22 protein-coding genes are annotated in these 23,900 nt (G+C 71.3%); 16 read left to right on the plus strand and 6 right to left on the minus strand.

All coding sequences use genetic code 11. The features are described 5' to 3' along the window. The first annotated feature begins 4 nt into the window (after positions 1 to 4). Positions 5 to 1,171, plus strand: coding sequence for a PP2C family protein-serine/threonine phosphatase (locus ACWDZ7_RS09505; protein ID WP_451796100.1), 1,167 nt, complete (start codon positions 5 to 7; stop codon positions 1,169 to 1,171). A gap of 16 nt (positions 1,172 to 1,187) precedes the next feature. Here the strand turns inward: ACWDZ7_RS09505 and ACWDZ7_RS09510 are convergent, their stop codons facing one another. Then, entirely contained in the window at positions 1,188 to 2,033 is an 846-nt protein-coding gene (locus tag ACWDZ7_RS09510; RefSeq protein WP_451796101.1) for an RNA polymerase sigma factor SigF, read from the minus strand. A 212-nt stretch (positions 2,034 to 2,245) separates the two neighbouring features. On the opposite strand from ACWDZ7_RS09510, the gene ACWDZ7_RS09515 reads away from it, so the two are divergent. The 8 genes from ACWDZ7_RS09515 (at position 2,246) to ACWDZ7_RS09550 (ending at position 9,789) form a co-directional block, all read left to right on the plus strand. Next, positions 2,246 to 2,662 (plus strand): ATP-binding protein, encoded by a 417-nt coding sequence (locus tag ACWDZ7_RS09515; protein ID WP_451796102.1) that lies wholly within the window; start codon positions 2,246 to 2,248, stop codon positions 2,660 to 2,662. 121 nt (positions 2,663 to 2,783) lie between these two features. After that, positions 2,784 to 3,920 carry an LLM class flavin-dependent oxidoreductase gene (locus ACWDZ7_RS09520; protein ID WP_451796103.1) on the plus strand — a complete coding sequence of 379 codons (1,137 nt, stop codon included), beginning with the start codon at positions 2,784 to 2,786 and terminating at the stop codon, positions 3,918 to 3,920. Continuing rightward, on the plus strand, positions 3,917 to 5,041 hold the full coding sequence (locus ACWDZ7_RS09525; protein WP_451796104.1) for an alpha/beta hydrolase: 1,125 nt from the start codon (positions 3,917 to 3,919) through the stop codon (positions 5,039 to 5,041). The genes ACWDZ7_RS09520 and ACWDZ7_RS09525 overlap by 4 nt, the downstream gene beginning before the upstream one ends. Before the next feature lie 81 nt (positions 5,042 to 5,122). Continuing rightward, the gene (locus ACWDZ7_RS09530; protein ID WP_451796105.1) at positions 5,123 to 6,523 is read left to right on the plus strand and encodes a DUF6421 family protein; all 1,401 of its coding nucleotides are present in this window, start codon (positions 5,123 to 5,125) and stop codon (positions 6,521 to 6,523) included. Positions 6,524 to 6,549: 26 nt separating this feature from the next. Beyond that, positions 6,550 to 7,290 (plus strand): SDR family NAD(P)-dependent oxidoreductase, encoded by a 741-nt coding sequence (locus ACWDZ7_RS09535; protein ID WP_451796106.1) that lies wholly within the window; start codon positions 6,550 to 6,552, stop codon positions 7,288 to 7,290. A 38-nt stretch (positions 7,291 to 7,328) separates the two neighbouring features. Beyond that, entirely contained in the window at positions 7,329 to 8,399 is a 1,071-nt protein-coding gene (locus tag ACWDZ7_RS09540) for a threonine aldolase family protein (protein WP_451796238.1), read from the plus strand. A gap of 73 nt (positions 8,400 to 8,472) precedes the next feature. After that, positions 8,473 to 9,066: a transglutaminase domain-containing protein gene (locus ACWDZ7_RS09545; RefSeq protein WP_451796107.1), complete on the plus strand. Its 594-nt coding sequence runs from the start codon at positions 8,473 to 8,475 to the stop codon at positions 9,064 to 9,066. A 27-nt stretch (positions 9,067 to 9,093) separates the two neighbouring features. After that, positions 9,094 to 9,789: a B3/B4 domain-containing protein gene (locus ACWDZ7_RS09550; protein WP_451796108.1), complete on the plus strand. Its 696-nt coding sequence runs from the start codon at positions 9,094 to 9,096 to the stop codon at positions 9,787 to 9,789. 12 nt (positions 9,790 to 9,801) lie between these two features. Here ACWDZ7_RS09550 and ACWDZ7_RS09555 read toward each other — a convergent pair whose 3' ends face one another. Next, positions 9,802 to 10,530, minus strand: coding sequence for a lysophospholipid acyltransferase family protein (locus ACWDZ7_RS09555; protein ID WP_451513631.1), 729 nt, complete (start codon positions 10,528 to 10,530; stop codon positions 9,802 to 9,804). A 210-nt stretch (positions 10,531 to 10,740) separates the two neighbouring features. Here ACWDZ7_RS09555 and ACWDZ7_RS09560 point away from each other — a divergent pair, with 210 nt between their 5' ends. The 4 genes from ACWDZ7_RS09560 (at position 10,741) to ACWDZ7_RS09575 (ending at position 13,876) form a co-directional block, all read left to right on the plus strand. Further along, entirely contained in the window at positions 10,741 to 11,094 is a 354-nt protein-coding gene (locus tag ACWDZ7_RS09560) for a TlpA family protein disulfide reductase (protein WP_451513826.1), read from the plus strand. A gap of 219 nt (positions 11,095 to 11,313) precedes the next feature. Continuing rightward, complete coding sequence (locus ACWDZ7_RS09565; RefSeq protein ID WP_451796109.1) at positions 11,314 to 11,838, plus strand: flavin reductase family protein; 525 nt, start codon at positions 11,314 to 11,316, stop codon at positions 11,836 to 11,838. A gap of 230 nt (positions 11,839 to 12,068) precedes the next feature. Beyond that, positions 12,069 to 12,854 carry an electron transfer flavoprotein subunit beta/FixA family protein gene (locus tag ACWDZ7_RS09570; RefSeq protein ID WP_451796110.1) on the plus strand — a complete coding sequence of 262 codons (786 nt, stop codon included), beginning with the start codon at positions 12,069 to 12,071 and terminating at the stop codon, positions 12,852 to 12,854. Positions 12,855 to 12,913: 59 nt separating this feature from the next. After that, positions 12,914 to 13,876: an electron transfer flavoprotein subunit alpha/FixB family protein gene (locus ACWDZ7_RS09575; RefSeq protein WP_451796111.1), complete on the plus strand. Its 963-nt coding sequence runs from the start codon at positions 12,914 to 12,916 to the stop codon at positions 13,874 to 13,876. Positions 13,877 to 13,932: 56 nt separating this feature from the next. On the opposite strand, the gene ACWDZ7_RS09580 is transcribed toward ACWDZ7_RS09575, so the two are convergent. Then, positions 13,933 to 14,832 carry an endonuclease/exonuclease/phosphatase family protein gene (locus ACWDZ7_RS09580; RefSeq protein WP_451796239.1) on the minus strand — a complete coding sequence of 300 codons (900 nt, stop codon included), beginning with the start codon at positions 14,830 to 14,832 and terminating at the stop codon, positions 13,933 to 13,935. Positions 14,833 to 15,083: 251 nt separating this feature from the next. Between ACWDZ7_RS09580 and ACWDZ7_RS09585 the strand changes: the two genes are divergently transcribed. Continuing rightward, positions 15,084 to 16,376, plus strand: a complete 1,293-nt coding sequence (locus ACWDZ7_RS09585) for a DUF6986 family protein (protein WP_451796112.1) — start codon at positions 15,084 to 15,086, stop codon at positions 16,374 to 16,376. A 75-nt stretch (positions 16,377 to 16,451) separates the two neighbouring features. Next, a complete protein-coding gene (locus tag ACWDZ7_RS09590; RefSeq protein WP_451796113.1) occupies positions 16,452 to 18,206 on the plus strand; it encodes a protein kinase domain-containing protein in 1,755 nt (584 codons plus the stop codon). Positions 18,207 to 18,218: 12 nt separating this feature from the next. Here the strand turns inward: ACWDZ7_RS09590 and ACWDZ7_RS09595 are convergent, their stop codons facing one another. Beyond that, complete coding sequence (locus ACWDZ7_RS09595; RefSeq protein WP_451796240.1) at positions 18,219 to 19,259, minus strand: LacI family DNA-binding transcriptional regulator; 1,041 nt, start codon at positions 19,257 to 19,259, stop codon at positions 18,219 to 18,221. A 172-nt stretch (positions 19,260 to 19,431) separates the two neighbouring features. On the opposite strand from ACWDZ7_RS09595, the gene ACWDZ7_RS09600 reads away from it, so the two are divergent. Further along, positions 19,432 to 20,400 carry an ROK family protein gene (locus tag ACWDZ7_RS09600; protein ID WP_451796114.1) on the plus strand — a complete coding sequence of 323 codons (969 nt, stop codon included), beginning with the start codon at positions 19,432 to 19,434 and terminating at the stop codon, positions 20,398 to 20,400. Positions 20,401 to 21,207: 807 nt separating this feature from the next. Here ACWDZ7_RS09600 and ACWDZ7_RS09605 read toward each other — a convergent pair. Together ACWDZ7_RS09605 and ACWDZ7_RS09610 are read right to left on the minus strand one after the other, a co-directional pair. Beyond that, a complete protein-coding gene (locus ACWDZ7_RS09605; RefSeq protein ID WP_451796115.1) occupies positions 21,208 to 23,295 on the minus strand; it encodes an NPCBM/NEW2 domain-containing protein in 2,088 nt (695 codons plus the stop codon). A gap of 136 nt (positions 23,296 to 23,431) precedes the next feature. Further along, the gene (locus ACWDZ7_RS09610) at positions 23,432 to 23,899 is read right to left on the minus strand and encodes an NUDIX hydrolase (RefSeq protein WP_451796241.1); all 468 of its coding nucleotides are present in this window, start codon (positions 23,897 to 23,899) and stop codon (positions 23,432 to 23,434) included. Between the last annotated feature and the right edge of the window lies 1 nt (position 23,900).

A 23,900-nucleotide genomic window follows, 5' to 3' on the forward strand; every position in this document is an offset into this window, starting at 1 on the left:
GCAGGTGGACAGATTCAGGGTGGTGGAACGCGCACTGCGCGGAGCCGCGCCGCACGCACTCCTCGAAGCGGTGCGGTCCACGCTCACCGCCCACTACGACGCACTCTCCGTCGAGCTGCTCGTGGCGGATTACGCGATGACCATACTTCAGCCCGTCGACGCGCTGCCTTACACCGCCGAGCCCGTCTCCGTCCACACCAGCGCCCCGGGCCGGGCCTTCGGGGCCCAGGAGCCCCACGTCGAGGCGGACGAAGCGGCCGGCCTCGTCACCGTGCACCTGCCCGTCAGCGTGCGCGGCGACCGCATAGGCATCCTCACCGTCCGCCTTCCGGCGGACGCCTACGACAGCGCCACCGCCCGCGAGCTCCAGGACGTCGCGGAAGTCCTCGGCCACGAGATCGTCGTCGCCGAGCGGGACACCGACCTCTACCTCCAGGCGCGCCGCGCCGACCGCCTCACCCTGGCCGCCGAGATGCAGTGGCAGCTGCTGCCAGGACGCGCCTGCTCGCGCCCCGAGTACGAACTCGGGGCCCAGCTCGAACCCGCCTACGCGATCTACGGCGACAACTTCGACTGGTCCACCTCGGCCCACCACCTCACCCTCACGGTCACCAACGGCATGGGGGAGGGCATCGAGGCCGCCCTCCTGACCAACCTCGCGATCAACGCGCTGCGCAACGCCCGCCGCGCCGGCCTGTCGCTCGCCGACCAGGCATGCCTGGCGGACCAGGCCGTCTACGGCCACTACCACGGCGATGTCCACCTTTCGATGCTGCTGCTGCGCTTCGACCTGGAGACCGGGGAGGCGGAGATCATCGACGCCGGCTCCCCCAAGATGTGGCGCATGCGGCACGGCAGGGCCGAGGCGATCGAACTGGACGCGCAGCTCCCGCTCGGCATGTTCGAGGACACCCTGTACGTGACGGAGCGCTTCCGGGTGGAGCCCGGGGACCGGCTGCTGTTCGTCAGCGACGGCGTCTACAACGTGGCCTCCCCGGCGGGTGAGCGCTACAGCGAACGAGCGCTCACCCGCGCCATGGCCAGCACGCGTCTGCTGCCTCCCTCGCAGGTCCCGCGAGCCATGCTCCATGAACTCGCGGGACACCGGGGACCCATCGACGCCGACGACGACGCCATGATCGTCTGTCTCGACTGGCACGGCCGGCCCTGACCCTCGGGGCCGGGCCTCAGCCGGAGGCGGGCATCATGCCCGTGCGCAAGGTCGCGATGGTGCGCGAGAGCAGCCGGGACACCTGCATCTGCGAGACTCCGAGACGCTCGCCGATCTGCGACTGGGTCATCTCCTCCACGAAGCGCAGATGCAGGATCTCCCGGTCCCGCTGGGGGAGTTCGGCGACGAGCGGGGCGAGCGCGTGGAAGTCCTCCACGAGTTCCAGGGAGGGGTCCTCCTCGCCGATGAAGTCGGCCAGGGGAGTCTCGTCATTGGCGTCGCCGTGGAGGACGGCGTCGAGGGAGGCGGAGTTGTATCCGTTGGAGGCGAGCCGTGCCTCGATGACCTCGTCGGCGGTCAGATTCATCAGCGTGGCCAGCTCGTCCACGGTCGGAGCGCGCCCCAGACGGCTGCTCAGCTCCTCGGTGGCCTTGGCCAGTTCGACCCGGGCTTCCTGGAGGCGGCGCGGAACGTGCACCGCCCAGGACGTGTCGCGGAAGAACCGCTTGATCTCCCCGACGATATAAGGCACCGCGAAGGTGGCGAACTGCACTTCGCGGGAGAGCTCGAAACGGTCGATGGCCTTGATGAGGCCGATCATGCCGACCTGGACGATGTCTTCCATTTCGTCACCGCGATTGCGGAATCGCCCGGCCGCGTAGCGGACCAGCGACATGTTCAATTCGATCAGAGTATTGCGTACGTATTGGTATTGGGCCGTGCCTTCTTCGAGTACGGCGAGCTGATCGAAGAACAGCTGGGACAAGGCACGGGAGTCCCGCGGCGTCACCGCCTGCGGATCCACCACCTCCGGCAGTTCCGTGATGCCGGTGTCCGTCTGGGTTCCAGTGGCCATCGTCATGTCTACCTCCCTGTCCGCCAACCCCCTCGTCCCCTGTGGGTTGGTGAGCAGCGACTACCCGTCCTCCATTGCTTCATGTCCCCCTGTCACCACACGCCTTGCGTGATACCGACCACACGGCCTGGTCTTCGGCCCGGGGAGGGGCGTTAAGAAGACGACTTCGGGGGCAAGAGACCCATTCGTACAGTCCACCCCTGATAGAGGAGGGGCGTATGAGGACGGATCACCTGCCGCACCGCATCAAGCCGTTGGACCGGACAGTCTTCGACAAACGGCCGGAAGTGGTCGCACTGGCGCGGGATTTCGCCCGCGCTTTCATGAAGGGCCTCAGTCCCGCCATGGACGAACAAGCAGCCGCGAGCGTCGAACTCACCGTCTCCGAACTCGTCACCAACTCCGTGCGGCACGCCCGCGGCCTCGCCTGCTCGCTGCGGCTTGTGGCGCGCCGGGACGCCGTCACGGTCGCCGTCACCGACGCCGACCCACGGCCGCCGCGCGAGCGGACCCCCGACCTGGCGGGAGGGACCGGCGGGTTCGGCTGGCCCATGGTCAAGAGCATGGCCCTGGCGGTCGACGTGAGCACGGGGTCCCAGGGCAAGACGGTCCGGGCGGACCTGCCCCGAGGCTGACCCGAGCCAACCGTCAGGGAAAAGCCTGCGCGAAGCCTTGCGACTTCTGCATCTGACGATTAGTCATATGTCTGATCGAAGTGCGGGCCATGCCGCAGCGGCACAACTCCCTGGAGGGCACGTGAAGTTCTCCGTCATCTTCGAGGCGCAGCTCGCCGACCCGACCGTCGAGCGCGAGCACCAGGTCATCCACGACAGCGTCGAGCAGGCCGTGCTCGCCGAGGAGGTGGGGTTCGACCGCGTCTGGGCGGTCGAGCACCACTCCCTCAAGTGGTACGCGCATATGAGCGCCCCGGAGATCTTCCTGACCTGGGTCGCCGCACGCACCAGCACCATCAGGATCGGGCACGGTGTGGTCTGCATGCCGTTCAACTTCAACCACCCGGCGCGGGTCGCGGAGCGCGCCGCGATGCTGGACCTGCTCTCCGGCGGACGGCTCGACCTCGGCGCGGGACGGGGCGGCACCGAGCAGGAGACGTCGCTGTGCGGAGTCGACAAGGCGCGGACGACCCAAGAGGTCGAGGAGGCCCTGCGTGTCATCGGCAAGGCATGGGAGAAGGAGGAGCTGGAGCACCATGGCGAACTCCTCGACATCGGCCCGCATCCGATCCTGCCGCGCCCGAAGCAGACCCCGCACCCGCCGCTCTTCCTCGCCTGCAGCAGGACGGAGACCCTGACGCAGGCGGCCGAACTCGGCATCGGCGCGCTGGTGATGGGCTTCGCGGGGCCCGAGTCGATCGCCGGGATGCGGCAGGCGTACGACGCCGCGATCGCGGCCCGCACCGGCGCGCGCCTCGTGTCCAGCGTCGTCAACGACCACTTCTCCGTGCTCTGTCCGACGATCGTCCTCGACGACCGCGAGGCGGCGCGGCGCGTCGGCATCCGGGGGCAGCGGTTCTTCGCCCAGTCCATCGGGCACTGGTACGGCGGCGCCGGTGTCCCCGATGAGGCGGTGGTCGAGGGCGGCGACGAGGCCGCCAGGATGCGGGAAGCCGCCGAACAGGTCGTCGCCCGCCTCAACGAACACAACATTCCGGTACGCCCGACATCGACCGCGACCTTCAACGCCGACCACGCGTACGGCACCGCGGACGACGCCATCGCCTACGTGGAACGGCTGCGCGACGCCGGGGCCGACGAAATCATGTGCCTCATCCAGATGGGCACGGTCCCGCAGGAGGCCTGCCTGGAGACGCTGCGCCAGTGGGGCGAGAAGGTCATCCCCTGCTTCCGCACGCGGGAAGCGGCGGCGCTGTGACGCGCGGCGAAGGGCTTGAGCCGCGGGGCGCGTCGGCGGCCCCGCCGGCACGGCCCGACCCGCCGCGCCGATCCACCGAGCCCACCGCCACCCGCCTGGCCCCCGCCGCCCGCCCCCTCGTCGCCGCCCTGAGCGCCGCGTTCCCCGATGTCGGCGGCGCCGTCGACGACGCCGCCGAGGCCCGCCGCATCCTCGCCCGCGCACCCACTCCCCGGAGGACCCGACCGCCCGTCGCCGCCGTCGTGGAGCGGGGTATTCCTGGGGCGCCGGAAGGGCGCGGGGTGCCGGAAGGGCGCGGGGTGCCGGATGGGCATGAGCCGTCAGAGATCCCCGTACGCGTGTACTTCCCGGACCCCGAGCGGTTTCCGGGGCCCCGGCCGACCGTCGTGTTCTTTCACGGTGGCGGTTACACCCTCTGCGGTCTCGACAGCCACGACGCCACGGTCCGTCGGCTGACCGCCAGGTCGGGTGCTGTCGTGGTGAGCGTCGCCTACCGCCTCGCCCCCGAGCACCGCTTCCCGGCGGCCGTCGACGACGCGTACGCCGCGCTGTGCTGGGCCGCGGACGGGTGCGCGGCGCTCGGCGGGGCGCCCGGCGCCCTCGTCACCGCCGGGGACAGCAGCGGCGGCGGGCTCGCCACGGCCGTGGCGCTGCGCGCCCGCGACCTGCGGGGCCCCGCCGTCGCGCGTCAGGTGCTGATCTACCCCGTGCTCGACGCCGCCCAGGACACCGCCTCCTACCGGGAGAACGCGACGGGCGGCTTCCTGACCGCCACGCACATGCGCTGGTTCTGGCGGCAGTACCTCGGCCCGGACGGCGACGGCGCCCACCCCCTCGCCTCGCCGCTGCGGGCGGCCGACCTCACGGGACTGCCGCCCGCGCACATCGTCACCGCGGGCTGCGATCCGCTCCGCGACGAGGGCCTCGCCTACCAGGCGAGGCTGACCACCGCGGGAGTCCCCGTGACCGGTCGCCACTGGCCGCGCATGTTCCACGGCTTCCTGGGCTTCCCCGAACTGCTCCCCGACGCCGAGGAGGCCCTGGCGGGTGTGGCAGAAGCGATTGCCTCAACCGTGAAGGACGGGAAAAACAGCGGTGAAGGAGGGGGTGACGCAGGATAATTTCCCGAGTCTCCCCTTGTCACGGAGAACCCTGCACCCATACGGTGTCCATACGCGAGGTTCTCCCGTGGAAGGTGGGACATGACGGAAATTCTTGTGCAGGCGGGTACGGACGGTGCGGTTCATTCCGCTGAAGGGCGGGTGGTGGACCACCCGGCGTGGCCGGTGCTCAAGGAGGCCGTGGAGGAGATCAGGCCCTGGCAGTCCCAGGACGGTTCCATCGACTTCGCGGCGGAGGGCGCCCCGGTGAAGGCCGTCGCCGAACTCGCCGTGGACCGCGTGATGTCCGCGGTCGAGCAGCTCAGCCCCCTGCTGCCGCACGACGCCGCGTACCACCGCGCGCTCGTCGCGGATCTGCGCCGCTGGGCCGAGGGCGGCTTCGAGGTGCCGGACTTCCTGGACTCGCTGCTCGCCTTCCAGCCCGCGGCGAACCGCCGGGACGGCCTGCAGCACCTGGTCGTCTTCCCGATGTACACCCAGAACGGCAACCCCGACCGCAATCTCGAAGCGGTCGTGCTGCGCATGGTGTGGCCCGAGTGGCTGGCCGAGCTGGAGCGCACGCGCTACGACAACCCGCTCTTCTGCGGCATCACCTTCGAGGACTTCACCGCCGGGTACGACACCAACTCGGCCGTCCTCTTCCCCGAGACCATCGCGGTGCGCGAGGCCCCCGAGCGCTTCTCCTGGGGCGGCATCTTCTGCGACCGCGAGGCGGCCCGCTTCCGCCGCGTCACCGAGGCCGCGGTGGACCTCCTCGGGCTCGAACCCCCCGACGACATCCGCGAGATGGTCGGCGACCAGGACCGCTGCCAGCAGGCGTTCGTGCTGTGGGACATGGTCCACGACCGCACCCACAGCCACGGCGACCTGCCTTTCGACCCCTTCATGATCAAGCAGCGCCAGCCGTTCTGGATGTACGGCCTGGAGGAGCTGCGCTGCGACCTCACCGCCTTCAAGGAGGCCGTGAAGCTGGAGGCCGACGGCTTCCCGCAGGGCCGTGACGTGCAGTACGCGGTGCTCTTCGACCGGATGTTCCGCTTCCCCGTCACGGGTGAGCGCGTACGCAACTACGACGGGCTCGGCGGCCAGCTCCTCTTCGCCTACCTCCACAAGCACGACGTGGTCCGCTGGACCGACAACACGCTCCGGATCGACTGGGAGCGCGCGCCGCGGGTCACCAACCAGCTGTGCGGCGAGATCGAGGACCTCTACCGCGCGGGTATCGACCGCCCGAAGCTGGTCCACTGGTTCGCCGCCTACGACCTGGTCTCCACCTACCTCGCCCCGCACCCCGGATCGCGCTGGGCCAAGGGCCCGGACGCCCTGGACACCTCGCTGCCGCCGCGCAAACTGGTCGACGAGGTGCTTCCCGACGAGTTTCCGCTCAGCATGTTCTATGAGGCGCTCTCCAAGAAGCTGAAGAACGTGATCGCCTCCACCAAGGGGATCACCGCCTCGGGCGCCGAGAGGGTCGCCGCGTGAGCGGCCACCAGGAGGAGGCGAGGACCATGTCCGCACTCGATGGAGCGGTGGTCGCGGTGGCCGGAGCCGCCGGACCCGCCGGACGCGCCACGCTGCTGAGGCTGGCCGAGGCGGGCGCCACGGTCGTGGCGTCGGACGCCGACCCCGTGCGCCTGGCCGAGGCCGTGGACGCCGCGCGGTACGCGCACGGCGGGGCCACCGTCATAGGGGACACGGTCGATCTCCTGGACCTGGCCGCCGCCCGCGAGTGGGCGATGCGCACGGAGAAGGAGTTCGGGCGGATCGACGGCCTGGTCCACCTCGTCGGCGGCTGGCGTGGCAGCAAGAGCTTCGCCGAGACGGACCTCGGCGACTGGGACTTCCTCGAAAAGCTCCTGATCCGCACCGTGCAGCACACCTCGCTCGCCTTCGAGGACGGTCTGCGGCGCAGTGACCGCGGCCGCTATCTGCTGATCAGCGCGGCGGGCGCGTCCAAGCCGACCGCCGGCAACGCGGCGTACGCGGCCTCCAAGGCGGCGGCCGAGGCCTGGACGCTCGCCCTCGCCGACGCCTTCCGCAAGGCGGGGGGCGAGGACGGGCCGCGCGCGGCGGCTGCCATCCTGGTGGTCAAGGCGCTGGTGCACGACGCGATGCGCGCGGAGCGGCCGAGCGCGAAGTTCGCGGGTTTCACGGACGTCACGGAGCTGGCCGAGGCCATCGCCGGCGTCTGGGAGCGGCCCGCCGGGGAAGTGAACGGAAAGCGCCTGTGGCTGACCGATACGCCGTGACCGACCGAGACGCCATGGGCGCCGCCGCCAGAGAGGCCGTGAACCCGCCGAAGACCGACGCCCGGCGCCACCACGACCCGGACCTCCGCGGCTTGGCCAGCGACAACTACGCGGGCGCCCACCCGGAGGTCATGGCCGCCCTGGCGCTCGCCAACGGCGGCCACCAGATCGCGTACGGCGAGGACGACTACACGGCCGGCCTCCAGCAGGTGATCCGTGGCCACTTCGGGCCGACCGCCGAGGCGTTCCCGGTGTTCAACGGCACGGGGGCCAACGTGGTGGCGCTCCAGGCGCTCACCGACCGCTGGGGCGCGGTGATCTGCGCCGAGTCCGCGCACATCAACGTGGACGAGGGCGGCGCGCCCGAGCGCATGGCCGGCATCAAGCTGCTCACGGTGCCGACGCCCGACGGCAAGCTGACGCCCGAGCTGATCGACAAGCAGGCGTTCGGCTGGGACGACGAGCACCGCGCGATGCCGCAGGCCGTCTCGATCGCGCAGAACACCGAGCTGGGCACGCTCTACACGCCCGACGAGATCCGCGCGATCTGCGACCACGCGCACCAGCTCGGTATGAAGGTGCATCTCGACGGCGCGCGGATATCCAACGCGGCGGCCGCGCTCGACGTGCCCATGCGCACGTTCACCAACGCGGTCGGCGTCGACATCCTCTCGCTGGGCGGCACCAAGAACGGCGCGCTGTTCGGCGAGGCCGTCGTCGTCATCAACCAGGACGCCGTCCGCCGCATGAAGCACCTGCGCAAGATGTCGATGCAGCTGGCTTCCAAGATGCGCTTCGTCTCGGTGCAGCTGGAGGCGCTGCTCGCCAAGGACCTCTGGCTGCGCAACGCCCGGCACGCCAACGAGATGGCGCAGCGCCTCGCGGAGGGCGTCCGCTCCGTGCACGGCGTGGAGATCCTCCACCCGGTGCAGGCCAACGCCGTCTTCGCGCGCCTGCCGCACGATGTGATCGCGCGCCTCCAGAAGCGGTACCGCTTCTACTTCTGGGACGAGGCGGCGGGCGACGTGCGCTGGATGTGCTCGTTCGACACCCGCGAGGAGGACGTCGACGGCTTCCTGGCGGTGCTGAAGGAAGAGATGGCGCGCTAACTGACTGCATAGATATGCGGCCGACCGTAAAGTCATTGACTTACGGTCGGCCGTATTCCTATGCTCCCGTGGCATGCAGCTGATCCAGGAGAACCCTGACCTGTCCGCCTACTTGGCGGCGGACGAGGCCATCGACCATCACCACCCCCTCGTGCGCGAGACCGCCGCACGACTAGCCGAGAAGGCCACGGATTCATACGTATACGCCCAGGCCGCCTACGAATTCGTGCGCGACGCCATCCCCCACTCCGCCGACAGCGGCGACACGCGCGTCACCTGGCGCGCCTCGGACGTCCTGGAGCAGGGCACCGGCATCTGCCACGCCAAGGCCCACGCGCTGGCCGCGCTGCTGCGGGCCGAGGACATCCCGACCGCGCTCTGCTATCAGCGGCTCACCCATGACGCCGGGACCGGCCACTGTGTCCACGGTCTGGTCGCCGTGCGCTTCCACGGGGCGTGGCACCGCCAGGACTGTCGCGGAAACAAGCCCGGTGTCGACGCGCGGTTCTCACTCGCCGGGGAGAGGCTGGCCTTCGCGCCGGACGGCAAGTGCAGTGAAGTGGACTATCCGGTACTCTATTCTGCACCGCACCCGGTCGTCCTGAGCGTCCTGAAGAACGCCACGGACCGACCGCACCTGTGGGAGAACCTTCCCGACGCGCTCTGACCAGCCCCGACGCAGCAAGGCAGCCTCATGACCAACGCGCCCCTGACGCTCACCGTCTCCGACGGGGTGCGTGCCCTCGCGCCCGGCTTCTCCCATGTCGCCATCGAGGCGCACGGCCTCGTCAACGGCCCGACCACCGACGCCAGTGGGGCCCTTCTCGACGAAGCCGCGCGGCGCCTGGCCGTACGGCTCGACGGCCGTGCCCCGCACGAGGACCCGCACATGGCCGCCTGGCGCGCCGCCTACACGGCCTTCGGCGCGAAGCCCTCGCGCACCCGCAACTCCGCCGAGGCACTGGCCAAGCGGGCGCTCGCCGACGGCGGACTGCCCCGGATCAACACCCTCGTCGACCTCTACAACGCGATCAGCGTGGCCCATCTGATCCCGGTCGGCGGCGAGGACCTGGACCGGATCAGGGGCGGCATGCGCCTGGTACGGGCCACCGGCGCCGAGGACTTCGTGACCGCCACGGCGGGGGAGCGGGTCGTCGAGCACCCGGACGCGGGCGAGGTCGTGTGGTGCGACGACGAGGGCGTCACCTGCCGCCGCTGGAACTGGCGGCAGGGGCCGCGCACCCGCCTCACCGAGGAGTCGGTGAACGCGATCTTCCTGCTGGAGGGCATGGGCCCCGACGCCGGACTCGAAGCCGCGGGCGCCGAGCTGGCCGAGCTCCTGGAGAAGTTCAGCCCCGGCGCGCGGATCACCGTCCACCCGCCGCGGTGACCCGGCGGCCGGTCAGCCCGCCTCGGCGGCCTTCACCTCGGCGGGGGTCGGCGCCGTCCCGCCGAGGTGCGCCGGCATCCACCAGGTGTCGTCCGGACCCTTGGGGCGCACCGGGTAGGCGCGCTGGGCGGCCTCCAGGAGCTCCTGGCAGCGCTCGCGCAGCCGCCGCGTGATCGCGCCCGCGTACTGGTCCTTGGGCGCCTCGACCGGCTCGCCGACGCGGATCGTGATCGGGATGTGGCTGCGCTTGAAGTTGCGCGGGTGGCCCTTGGTCCACAGCCGCTGCGTGCCCCACAGGGCCATTGGGATGAGCGGCACCCCGGCCTCCTGGGCCAGCCGCGCGGCGCCCGACTTGAAGGTCTTGAGGGTGAAGGACTGCGAGATCGTCGCCTCGGGGAAGACGCCGATGATCTCCCCGGAGCGCAGTGAGTCCAGCGCGTGCGCATAGGCCGCCTCGCCCTGCGTGCGGTCCACGGGAATGTGCTTCATCCCCCGCATCAGCGGCCCCGAGATCTTGTGCCGGAAGACCGACTCCTTGGCCATGAAGCGCACCAGCCGCTTCTGCGGCAGGGCGGCGAGGCCGTCGAAGATGAAGTCGAGATAGCTGATGTGATTACTGACGAGGACCGCGCCGCCGGAGCGTGGGATGTTCTCCGACCCCTTGCAGTCGATCTTCAGGTCCCATGCCTTGAACAGCGTTTTCGCTGCACCGATGACGGGACGGTAGACAAGCTCGGCCATGGGTGGGGTGGGCCCTTCGTTTCTGCCTGGGGAGGGGGCGCCCGGCGGGAGGTTACGCAGCCGTAGGTTTTTCGGCGTTGCGCAGATCGTGCCCCAAGAACGGACGAGTGACCAGTCTTGGTGCCCTCAATCCGGGAGATTCTCATCACGTCGGAAATCTTCTCCGGAATCTTTTGCGGGTACGGGAACGCTGAACCGGGGAGCGACGAGATCAAGGCCGAGGGGCGGGAGAAACAAGTGCCAGGACGCGATACCGAGCGGCGGCTCGGCGCGGCGGACATCGGCGAGGGCCTGGGGGAGCGGGCGACGCTCGTACAGTTCTCCAGCGCCTTCTGCCAGCCCTGCCGCGCGACCCGCAGAGTCCTCGCGGACGTGGCCGCCATGGTCCCGGGCGTGACCCACGTGGAGATCGACGCCGAGGACCACCTCGATCTCGTACGAGAGCTGCGCGTCCTGAAGACACCGACCGTGCTCGTCCTGGACGCGCGCGGCCGCGTGGTGCGACGCGCCGCCGGGCAGCCCCGCAAGGCCGACGTGATCGCGGCTCTCGGGGAGGCCGTGTGACCGACCGCTCCCCGACCGGGCGCACGCCAGTGACATGCCTTTCACATCCCGGAACGGACTTGACTGTATGCGGCACCTGTCGCGAGCCTTCTTCCATGCCCCGGGACCTCCTTCTGTACGAGCGCGTCCATGTGGACCTCGCCCGCCACGCCAGTGCGCGCTGTCCGCACTGCTGAGCACCGACGTCTTCGTTCGTACCTCCGGCAGAAGGACAACTCCATGACGGCATCACCCGCTCTCGGCACCCACCGGCCCGCCACCCACCGGCCCGCCACCCCCGATCTGCTGCGCTCGGTCTTCCGGCAGCACGCGGCGGGGGTCGCCGTGATCACCGCGGCCCACGGCTCCCGCCCCGTCGGCTTCACCGCCACCTCGCTCACCTCGGTCTCCGCAGAGCCCCCGATCATCTCGTTCGGCATCGGAACCGGCGCCTCCAGCTGGCCCGCGGTCTCCGAGGCCACGCATGTCGGCGTGCACATACTCGGCGAGCACCAGCAGGAGCTGGCCGCCACCTTCGCGCGCAGCGGCGCCGACCGCTTCGGGGAGCCCACCGGCTGGCGCTGGGGACCCGAGGGGGTGCCCGTGCTCGACGGCGCGCTCGCCTGGCTGGTCTGCCGGACCGTGGCGCGGGTGCCCGCGGGCGACCACCGTCTCGTGCTCGCGGAGGCCGTCGTCGGCGACCCCGCGGGCGAGGGCCGGCCGCTCCTGTACCACCAGGGGCGCTTCAACGCGCTGCGCGACTGAGAGTTCCCGTGAGCGGGCACGTCGCGTGATTACGGAGCGTTGGGAAGGTCACAGTTCAAAGCGCTTGCTCAGTGGGAATGAACTGGGTGTACTCATGAGTAATATTTCGATCGGAGCGCGGGCCGCCCCGACCGGGATCCGCCGCTTCAGGCGCCTATGCTGCCTGCAAGAAGGCAGTAGCCATAGCCGAGGCAGCAGCCCAGTAAAGACGATGCAGTAGGAGAGCCGGCGTGAGCTTGAGGATCGTTGTCTGTGTGAAGTACGTGCCCGACGCCACCGGCGACCGGCACTTCGCCGATGACCTGACCGTCGACCGCGACGACGTCGACGGCCTGCTGTCGGAGCTCGACGAGTACGCGGTCGAGCAGGCGCTGCAGATCGCCGACGAGGCGGACGACGCGGAGATCACCGTGCTGACCGTCGGCCCCGAGGACGCCAAGGACGCGCTGCGCAAGGCGCTCTCCATGGGCGCCGACAAGGCCGTCCACGTCGAGGACGACGACCTGCACGGCACCGACGTCATGGGCACCTCGCTGGTGCTCGCCAAGGCCATCGAGAAGACCGGCTACGACCTGGTCATCGCCGGTATGGCCTCGACCGACGGCACCATGGGTGTCCTGCCGGCGATCCTCGCCGAGCGCCTGGGCGTCCCGCAGGTCACGCTGCTCTCCGAGGTCTCCGTCGAGGACGGTGTCGTCAAGGGCCGCCGCGACGGCGACAGCGCCTCCGAGCAGCTGGAGGCTTCCCTGCCGGCCGTCGTGTCCGTGACGGACCAGTCGGGCGAGGCCCGCTACCCGTCCTTCAAGGGCATCATGGCCGCCAAGAAGAAGCCGGTGGAGTCGCTCGACCTGGGCGACCTGGACATCGACGCCGAAGAGGTCGGCCTGGAGGGTGCCTGGACCAAGGTCGACTCCGCCGCCGAGCGTCCGGCCCGCACGGCCGGCACGATCGTCAAGGACGAGGGCGAGGGCGGCAAGCAGCTGGCCGAGTTCCTTGCGGGCCAGAAGTTCATCTGAGCTTCAGCCGACCCCTCAACCGCCCCAACTTCTTCGTAATCGCAGGAGATTGAAGTCCCATGGCTGAAGTTCTCGTCTATGTCGACCACGTGGACGGCGCCGTCCGCAAGCCCACCCTTGAGCTGCTGACCCTGGCCCGCCGCATCGGCGAGCCCGTCGCCGTCGCCCTCGGCTCCGGCGCCGGGGCCACCGCCGCCACGCTCGCCGAGCACGGCGCGGTCAAGGTGCTCACCGCCGACGCCCCCGAGTTCGCCGACTACCTCGTCGTACCGAAGGTGGACGCGCTCCAGGCCGCGTACGAGGCCGTCTCCCCGGCCGCCGTGCTGCTGCCCTCCTCCGCCGAGGCCAAGGAGATCGCGGCCCGCCTCGCGGTCCGCATCAAGTCCGGCATCATCACGGACGCCGTCGACCTGGAGGCCGGCGAGGAGGGCCCGGTGGCCACGCAGTCCGCGTTCGCCGCGTCCTACACCACCAAGTCCCGCATCACCCAGGGCACCCCGGTCATCACGGTCAAGCCGAACTCGGTCGCCGTGGAGGCCGCCCCGGCCGCGGGCGCCGTCGAGGCCCTTTCCGTCTCCTTCTCCGAGAAGGCCACCGGCACCAAGGTCGTCTCGCGCACCCCGCGCGAGTCGACGGGCCGCCCCGAGCTGACCGAGGCCGCGATCGTGGTCTCCGGCGGCCGCGGCGTCAACGGCGCGGAGAACTTCTCGATCATCGAGGCGCTCGCCGACTCGCTCGGTGCCGCCGTCGGCGCCTCGCGCGCCGCGGTCGACGCCGGCTGGTACCCGCACTCCAACCAGGTGGGCCAGACCGGCAAGTCGGTCTCCCCGCAGCTGTACATCGCGTCCGGCATCTCCGGCGCGATCCAGCACCGCGCGGGCATGCAGACCTCGAAGACCATCGTGGCCATCAACAAGGACGCCGAGGCCCCGATCTTCGACCTGGTCGACTACGGCGTGGTCGGCGACCTCTTCGAGGTCGTCCCGGCCCTCACCGAAGAGGTCAAGTCCCGCAAGGGCTGACCTCGCCGCCTGTACGAGGCCCTCACCCCGTGCGCGGGGTGAGGGCCTCGGCCGCGTCACAGCGTCAGCGTCGCCTGCACCGGCAGATGGTCGCTCGGGTACTGCCCGCCGAGCGAGAACGTGTTCATCGACGCCGTGTGGACCTGCGCCGTCGGCCTGGTCAGGACCCAGTCGATCCGGCCGCCGCCCGGGATGGGCGGCCGGTAGCCGTGGAAGGTGCCGTAGGCCTTGCCGCGCACCTTCGCGGTGTCCCATGTGTCGACGAGGCCGGCGGCCAGCATGGTGGTGTAGACGGGGTTCTTGTGGGCGACCGCGTTGAAGTCGCCCGTCACGATGAGCGGCGTGGTCGCTTTGAGCTGGGCGATGCGTTCGGCCATCAGGGTCGCCGAACGCGCGCGTGCGTTCTGGCTGACGTGGTCGAAGTGCGCGTTGAGGACGTACAGCTGGCCGCCCGTGACCTGGTCGAGGAAGCGCACCCAGGTGGCCATGCGGGGCGAGTTCGCGCCCCAGGTGTTGGAGGCGATGGTGTACGGGGTGTCCGAGAGCCAGAAGTGTTCGTATTCGAGCGGGGACAGTCTGCGGTTGTCGTAGAAGACGGCCATGAACTCGTCGCGGCTGCCGCCCCCGACCCCCGTGCCGACCCAGTCGTACTCCGCGCCGAGGTCGGCCTCGATGTCCTGCAGCTGGTAGTAGAGGCCTTCCTGGGTGCCGATGATGTGCGGCTTGGCGCGCAGGAGCATCTCCTTCGTCGCCGGGCGGCGTTCGGGCCACGTGTGCGGCGGCCTGTTGCTCGCGAAGCGGACGTTGTACGACATGACCTTCAGACGCGCGTCCGGCGCCTCGGCGGCGTAGGCGGGGCCGGCGGACAGCGCCGTGCCGAGCAGGGGGAACGCCACGGTCGCGGCGAGCGCGGCTCGCAGGCCGGCACGGCGCGTGAAGCGGGGGTCGGTCGGCACGATCGGCACACGGTCTCCTTAGATCCGGGTTCGCGCAACCTGAGCGCGGCGCGCGGGTGTGGCGGCAGTATCCAGGCGACAGGCGGCTCACCGGTCCCGGGACACGCGTGAACGGCCGGGGTCGGCTACGGATGCAGGACGCGGGAGGGTGTTGACCAGCACGAAGGTCACGGATAACTTCGCTATACGGATTGTTGATTCCGTGAAGCGGAATTGCCGGGCGCGGCACCGACTGTGTGGAGGATGCGGGAATGGGTCAGCAAGAGAAGGTGGCAACGAGCCTCGCCGGCGCGGTCAGCGAGGGCATCAGCGCTTCCCTCGCCCCCGTGGACGCGGAGCTGGAGCGCCGCTACCCCGGAGACCCCGGCACGCGCCAGCCCGTCCACACCGTGTACGTCCCTGGTGAGCAGTTCGGCGCCGACACCATCCGCACCTGGGGCGACAAGGCCCTGACGATGCTTGACGAGCACGCCCCGGACGCCGCCTCCTTCGCCGCGGTCCTCGGCCTGGCCGACGATCTGGCCGAGGCCGTCCACACGCGCGTACGGAGCAAGCTGGAGCGCGAGCCGATCGAAGACCTGCGCGTCGACTTCGAGGACGGCTACAAGGGCGCCGACGAGGACCAGGACGCCGCCCGCGCGGCGCGTCTGATCGCCGAGGCGTACAGGAACGGCACCGCAGCCCCGTACATGGGCATCCGCATGAAGTGCATGGAGGAGGCGGTACGCGACCGCGGCATCCGCACTCTCGACATCTTCCTGTCCGGCCTCATGGAGGCGGGCGGCCTCCCCGACGGACTCGTCCTGACGCTGCCCAAGGTCACCTACCCCGAGCAGGTCACCGCGATGGTGCGCCTCCTGGAGGAGTTCGAGAAGGCGCGCGGCCTGGAGCGGGGCCGCATCGGCTTCGAGATCCAGATCGAGACCAGCCAGTCCATCCTCGCCACCGACGGCACCGCCGCCGTCGCCCGCATGATCCAGGCCGCCGAGGGCCGCGCCACCGGCCTGCACTACGGCACCTTCGACTACAGCGCGTGCCTCGGCGTCAGCGCCGCCTACCAGGCCAGCGACCACCCGGCCGCCGACCACGCCAAGGCCGTCATGCAGGTCGCCGCCGCCGGCACGGGCGTCCGCGTCTCCGACGGCTCCACCAACGTCCTGCCCGTCGGCACCACCGAGCAGGTCCACGACGCCTGGCGCCTGCACTACGGCCTGACCCGGCGCGCCCTGGCCCGCGCCTACTACCAGGGCTGGGACATGCACCCCGGCCACATCCCCACGCGCTACGCCGCCGTCTTCGCCTTCTACCGCGAGGGCTTCGAGGCCGCCGCCAAGCGCCTGGCCGCGTACGCCGGTCACCACGAGGGCGGCGGCGTGGCCGATGAGCCCGCCACCGCCAAGGCCCTCGCCGGCTATCTGCTGCGCGGCCTGGACTGCGGCGCCCTCGACGCGGGGGAGGTCACCCGGCTCACCGGTCTGACCCTGGCCCGTCTCCAGGGCTTCTCCGGTCCGCGCCGCGGCGACCTCACGGCCTCGGGCAAGTAACACCCGGCACCCGCCGTCACTGCTGCCCCGTAGTCTGTACGCCACGGAAAGTGGCGTCACACGGACGGGGCAGCGGTGTTTTCGGGGGACCAGGAACAGACGGGCGAGGCGGGCAGACTCCTCGCCGGGCGCTACCGCGTGGTGGCACAGCTCGGCCGGGGCGGCATGGGCGTCGTATGGCGCGCGCTCGACGAGGTGCTGCACCGCGAGGTCGCGGTGAAGGAACTGCGTACGTACACGGACGCGGCCGGTCCGGAACTGGCCGACCTGCGCCTGCGGATGCAGCGCGAGGCCCGCGCGGCCGCCCGCGTGCGCCACCCCGGAGTCGTCGCCGTGCACGACGTGGCGGAGGTCGAAGGACGGCCCCTCATCGTCATGGAACTCGTCGACGGCCCCTCCCTGGACGACGTGCTGCGCGAGCGCGGCGCCCTCGACCCGCGCGAGGCCGCGGCCATCGGCGCCAAGGTCATGGAGGCACTCGCCGCCGCGCACCGCGTGGGCGTCCTGCACCGCGACGTGAAGCCCGGCAACATCCTCCTGGAGACCGGCGGCCGCGTCGTCCTCACCGACTTCGGCATCGCCACGATGGACGACCCGGGCGACGGCTCGGCCACGCACCTCACTCGGAGCGGCGAACTGGTCGGCTCCCTCGACTACTTGGCGCCCGAGCGTGCCCAGGGCCACGACCCGGGCCCCGCCTCGGACGTCTGGGCGCTCGGCGCCACGCTGTACGCCGCGGTCGAGGGCTCCTCGCCCTTCCGCCGTACGTCGACGTGGTCCACGCTCACCGCGATCGTCGCCGACCCGCTGCCCGAGCCGCTCCGCTCCGGCCCGCTGACCCCCGTACTGCGGCAGCTCATGGACAAGGACCCCCAGGCGCGCCCCGACGCGGAGTCGGCACGGCGGCTGCTCGCCGGGGTGGCGGCCATGAGCCACGGGGACGCGGCCGCGTTCGGGGATGGCGGGACCCCGCCCCGCGAGGCCACGGAGCGCAGCATCCCGAGCACGCCGCCGCCGGGCTTCGGACCGCCGCCTTCGGCCGCGCGGCCTTCCCCCATGCAGCTCTCGGTCCCGCCTTCGGTACCGCTTTCCCCCACGCCGCCCGTCGCCCTCGGTGAGACGCGCTCCGCCCAACGCCCGCGCCCGGGCAGGGCGTTGCTCGCCGCCGTCGCCGTGGCCGTGGTCCTCGCCGCGACCGGAGCGACCGTGGCCTTCCTGAACGGAAAGGACGACGGCGACAGCCAGGCGCGGCAGGACACCACGCCGGGAGGCTCCGGCTCCACCGAGGACGACGACAGCCGAGGCTCCCTGGGCGGCGAGTCGAAACGCCCCGAACCGGCGAAGAAGGACGACGAGAAGGCCCGCGAGCCGGACGCGCGGCGCTCCAACGACGACGGCGAGGACGCCACCGACACGGCCGACCGTGAAAAGGGCGAGGCCGACGACAAGGCCAAGGACAGGGACAAGTCCGCCTCGCGCCCCGAATCCACGTCCAAGCCGCCCGGCTCCACGAGCAGGCCGGGCGGTGACGGCGGCTCCGCGCAGGACCCCGTCTGCCACCCCGCCGGTGGCGGCAAGTACAACTGCTCGGTGTGGAAGACCGCGGTGTCGTACACCGCTTCCGGCGCCGAGGTGGGCACCCTGAACGCGGGCACGAACTACTTCTACTGCCAGCAGAACCTGGGCCGCCGCGAGACGCACGACGAGTGGACGAACGTCTGGTGGGCGAAGACGGACGACGACAGCGGCAACACCGGCGTCTTCGTCAGCGACGTCTACATCAAGGGCGGCGACAACGACAAGCCGCTGCCGGGCCTGCCCGTCTGCTGAGGGGCGCGGTCGTCAGGGCGCGGGCGGCAGCTCCCCCGACCCGCGTGTGATGAGCCGCGTCGGCAGCTCGACCCGCTCCGGAGCCCCGGACGCGCCGTCGAGCTGCCGGAAGAGCCGCTCCGCCGCCGTCCTGCCCAGCCGCGCCGCGTCCTGCGCGACGACGGTCACGCCGGGGTCCAGCAGATCCGCCAGCTCGATGTCGTCGAAGCCGACCAGGGCGACGGGACGGTCGAGAGCGGCCAGGACGCGGACGACCGTCACGGTCACGCGGTTGTTGCCCGCGAAGACCGCCGTGACCGGCTCGGGACCCGAGAGCATCGCCTCGGCCGCCGCCCGCACCCGCTCCGGACCGGTGACGCCCAGCGACACCCATGCCTCGTCGACGGGGATGTCCGCGTCCTCCATCGCGGCACGGTAGCCGCGCAGCCGCTCTATGGCGGTGTGGATGCGCGGCTGGTCACCGATGAAGCCGATGCGGCGGTGGCCGTGCGCGATGAGATGCGCGACGCCGTCCCGGGCGCCGCCGAAGCTGTCGGAGAGCACCACGTCGGCGTCGATCTTCCCGGCCGGGCGGTCGACGAAGACGGTCGCGACCCCGGCGGCGATCTCCGGTTCCAGATAGCGGTGGTCGTCACCGGCCGGGATGATGACGAGCCCGTCGACCCGGCGCGCGCACAGCGCGAGCACCAACTCCTGCTCGCGGTCCGGGTCCTCGGCGCTCGACCCGTTGATGAGCAGCGCCCCGTGGGCGCGGGCGACCTCCTCCACGGCGCGGCTCAGCGGGCCGTAGAACGGGTCCGCGAGATCCTCCAGGACGAGGCCGATGCTGGCGGTGCGGCCCTTGCGGAGCACACGCGCGCTGTCGTTGCGGCGGAAGCCCAGGGCCTCGATGGCCTCCTGGACGCGGCGCTCGGTGTCGGGGGTGACCCCCGTCTCACCGTTCACGACGCGCGAGACCGTCTTCAGGCCGACTCCGGCGCGGGCGGCGACATCCTTCATGGTCGGACGGTTGCCGTAGCGGTTGTCGGGTCGTCGGGCGGCGGTCTCGGCCACGGTGCGCTGTCCTGTCCTGTCGTCGTCCACGAACTCTCCCGGGGCCGTGGGGCCGCCCCGGGGCGTATGAGCATGTGGCGTCGAGCATAGGGCCTGGACAACGTTGTCAGAAGCGAGAGAGACTGACCTTCGCACTCTCCGGCCTGCCCTTACACCAGGAGACCAGACACAGATGCACATGGACCTCGTCGCCGCACTCGACATCGGCGGCACCAAGATCGCCGGCGCCCTGGTGGACGGGCGCGGGCGCATCCTGCTGCGCGCCCAGCGGCCCACGCCCGCGCGCGAGGACGGCGACACGGTGATGCGGGCGGTCGAGGAGGTACTGGGCGAGCTGACCGCCGACGAGCTGTGGGGCGGGGCCACCGCTGTCGGCATCGGCAGCGCGGGCCCGGTGGACGCGTCGGCGGGCACGGTCAGCCCGGTGAACGTCCCCGGCTGGCGCGGCTATCCGCTGGTGGAGCGGGTCCGCGCGGTGACGGGCGGGCTGCCCGTCCACCTGGTCGGAGACGGTGTGGCGATGACCGCCGCCGAACACTGGCAGGGCGCGGCCCGCGGCCACGACAACGCGCTGTGCCTGGTCGTCTCGACCGGCGTCGGCGGCGGCCTCGTCCTCGGCGGCAAGCTCCACCCCGGCCCCACCGGGAACGCGGGCCACATCGGTCACATCAGCGTGGACCTCGACGGCGACCCCTGCCCGTGCGGCGCGCGCGGCTGCGTCGAGCGCATAGCCAGCGGCCCGAACATCGCCCGCCGTGCCGTGGAGGGCGGCTGGCTTCCGGGCCCCGACGGCGACACATCGGCGGCCGCCGTGGCGAGCGCGGCCCGCGCCGGGCACCCGGTCGCGCTGGCCTCCTTCGAACGTGCCGCCCAAGCGCTGGCCGCCGGCATCGCCGCCACCGCCACGCTCGTCGAGATCGACATCGCGGTGATCGGCGGGGGAGTGGCAAAGGCGGGCGACATCCTCTTCACCCCCCTGCGCCGGTCCCTGCGCGACTACGCCACGCTCTCCTTCGTCCGCCGCCTGACAGTGGCCCCCGCGCTGACGGGCACGGACGCGGGCCTGGTAGGAGCAGCGGCGACGGCGCTCGGCGGGGCGCCTGGGGCGGCGGTCGGGGTGGGGTCTGTGGTGGGGGGTTGAGGCGGGGGGCCGACGCGGCGGGGCGGGGCGGGGTTTTGGGGGTCTCGTGTGGGCAGGGCTGGGGGCGGCGTGGGACGGGGCTGGTGGGCGGCCGCAGGACGGGCCGGCCGGGGTTTCGACGGCCTTTCCTTGGGCCGCCGGGCTTGGTGGGCCATCGTGGACGCCCGACCGGCGCTACGACCGCCTACGCCGGGCGTGCTGACCGGGGCTTCGACGACCTGCTGCGGGGCGGGCTGCCCCGGCTTCGACGCCCACCGTGCGGCGAGGCGGCCGGGTTCCGTGCGCCCAGCGCGGGGCGGGGCGGCCGGCGCTTCGAGCGCTCAGCGCGGGGCGCGCTGGCCGGGGTTTTGGCTGCCTACCGTGCCACGGGGCGGCCGGGTTCCGAGCGCCTACCGTGCGGCGAGGCGGCCGGGTTCCGAGCGCCCGGCGCGGGGCGGGGCGGCCGGGGCTTCGGCTGCCTACCGTGGGCGCGGTCAGCCGGGGCTTCGGTTGGTCGATGTGGGCCGCGCGGTCCGTGCGTACCGTCAGCGCACGACGTGCCGCGCGGTCCGTGCATGCTGCTCGTGCACGATGTGACCGCGCGGTCCGTGCGTGCTGCTAGTTCATGATGTGGCCGTGCAGTCGGTGCGTGCCGCTAGTTCATGATGTGGCCGCGCAGTCGGTGCGTGCTGCTCGTGCACGATGTGGCCGCGCAGTCGGTGCGTACCGCTCGTGCACGATGTGGCCGCGCGGTCCGTGCGTGCCGTCGGTGCACGACGTGGCCGCGCGGCCTATGCGTACAGCCGGTGCTCCGGACCAGGGCGCGCGTCAGCAGTTGAGTGTCGCGTCGGCCCAGTCGCCGTGGTCGGCGTAGATGCCGTCGCCGCCGTCGGTGACGACCAGGCGTACGACCTGGGCGCCGGTCACGTCCGCGGAGAGCGGCTGCGCGGGCATGGCGTTGGTGAGGACGCCCGTCGACGCGGCCTTCTTGCCGTCCGCCCAGATCTCGAAGGCGACCGTGCCGTCGGTGCGGGTCTCGTCGTCGATTCCGACGTCCGCGGTGACCTTCTCGCAGGCACGGCCGGTGTAGAAGCCGACGTCACTCGCGGCATGCGCGCCGAGCCCCTTGGCGTACACCTTGCCGCCGATGGTGATCGGCCTGCCGTCACCGGCGGCGCCCTCGCCGTTGCTGGTGTTCCGCTCCACGGGCCCCCAGCCGTTGGTCATCGACAGCCACGGCAGGTCGCCGAGCGCCGAGGCGCCCGCGGGCGGTGCGACGACCACCCGCGCGCTCAGCGGCAGGACGTTCTGGGTGCGCGTGCCGGCCGGGGAGCGGTACTTCGCCGCCACCTTCAGGTCGTACGTCCCGGGGGTGGCCCCCGGCGGCGCGCTGACCTGCCACGACGTGCGCAGGGTCCTACCGGGTGAGAGCGAACGGGCGGTGCTCGGCGAGGTCGCCCGGGTCCGCCAGCCGCCGGGCGCTTCGACCGAGGCGCTCACGTGGCGGGCGGGCACACGGCCGAGGTTGGTGACGGAGGTGGTGAGCGGCGTGCTCTTCCCCGCCTCGAAGAGGTCATCGCCGTCGAGGCCCAGTTCGACGGCGGGCGGGTGCTCGGCCCACTTGCCGTCGGCCGATACGCGCAGCAGTACGGTGCCGTGCGCGGGGACGGTCGCCGAGATCGTGCCGGCGGTGTGGTAGCTCCTGTGCTGCCACAGATCGCGCAGCGTGTACGCGGCGGCGTCCGGCAGGCCGACCGCCTCCGCCGTGGTGGAGACGGTCCGCGCGGTGCCCCCCTCGTTGAAGAGGGCGACGGCACGGCTGCCGTCCTTCATCTCCTTGGCGACGACCCATCGGCCGTCCTGGGAGGAGACGACCTCCCCCTGCTTGCCCAGCGGGTCCTGGTCGACGGCGACGACCTCCCTGTTGCCGAGGATCTCGAACGTCTCCGGGGAGGCCTTGCGCAGGTCGGATCCGATGAGCAGCGGCGCTGCCATGACCGACCACATCGAGAAGTGCGTGCGGTACTCGGTGTCCGTCATGCCGCCGTTGCCGACTTCAAGCATGTCGGGGTCGTTCCAGTGCCCCGGACCCGCGTACTTCGCGAGCGGCAGGTTCTGCTTCATGATCGACAGCATGGATGCCCAGTTGTCGCTGATGTCACCGGTGGTGCGCCACAGATGGCCGACGTCCGCGGCCCATTCCCACGGCTTGTTCTCGCCCCACTCGCAGATGCTGTAGACGATGGGCCTGCCGGTGCTCTCCGAGGCGGCCTTGAGCGCGTCGCGCATCGCGACGTACCGCTTCTTGGCGTCCACGCCTTGGTTGTTGCAGTTGTCGTACTTGAGATAGTCGACACCCCACTCCGCGAACTGCCGGGCGTCGCTGCGCTCATGGCCGAGCGCGCCGGGGAACCCCGCCTCGTTGCAGGTCTTCGTGCCCGCGCTGGTGTAGATGCCGAGCTTGAGCCCCTTGGAGTGGACGTAGTCGGCAACCGCCTTGATCCCGCTGGGAAAACGCTTGGGGTCGGGCACCAGCTTGCCGTTGGCGTCGCGCTCCGGCAGCGCCCAGCAGTCGTCGAGATTGACGTATTGATAACCGGCGTCCTTCAGCCCCTTCTCGACGAAGATGTCCGCGATCCCCTTGATCATCGCTTCGTCGAACTCGGCTCTGCAGTGCGTGGAGTTCCAGTTGTTGAAGCCCATGGGGGGAGTGGCCGCCAGGCCGTCGGGGAGCCGGACGGCGGGATCGCCGGCGGGATCACCGACGCGATCGGTGGCGCGATCGGCGGCGGGCCACTCGGCCGCGTCACGCGCGGAGGCGGTGGCGGGGCCGGCGAGGCCACCGGCGCAGAGCAGGGCGGCGGCGAGCGATCCGGCCGCTCTCCGGTGGATGGTGCGGGATGGGAGATGACGCATGGTTACGTTCCTCCGGACTCGCGGAAGATGCGGAAGATGGCGTGCTGCTGGTTGCACTACTATCCGTGGGCCGTTTCACACCGCAAGAGTCTCTTCCGGAAACAGGGGTACGAACACAAGGCCGACGGGCGATGGCTCAGTGCCGGATCAGGCCGCCGACCGGTACGGGCGCGACGTGGCCGGTTGCCGGAACGGTCTGGGCCAGGGCGAGGCCGATGTCGAGCAGCGACGACCGGCCGAGGCGAGCGACAGCGGGGATCGGAGTCCAGACGGACTCGGCGGTCTCGCCGTTCGGCTCGGGCCGGAGTCGGCCGCCGACGATGCGGACCTGGTAGAAGATGCCGATGTTGTGGAGCGCGGGCTTGCCGGGCGAGCGGCGCTCGGCGGCGGGTACCACCCTTGAGTCCACGCCCAGCAGGCGTTCGACGACGGCGTCGAGGCCGGTCTCCTCGGCGACCTCCCGGACCACCGCGTCGACGGGATCTTCCGCGTGCTCGACCCTGCCTCCCGGGAGGGTCCAGGTCTTCTCCCCGTCCGGTTTCACGGCGTGGGCGAGCAGCACGTGCCCGTCCTCGACGCAGACGGCGTACGCCGCCAGCCGCACG

The organism is Streptomyces sp. NPDC003032 (assembly GCF_053591415.1).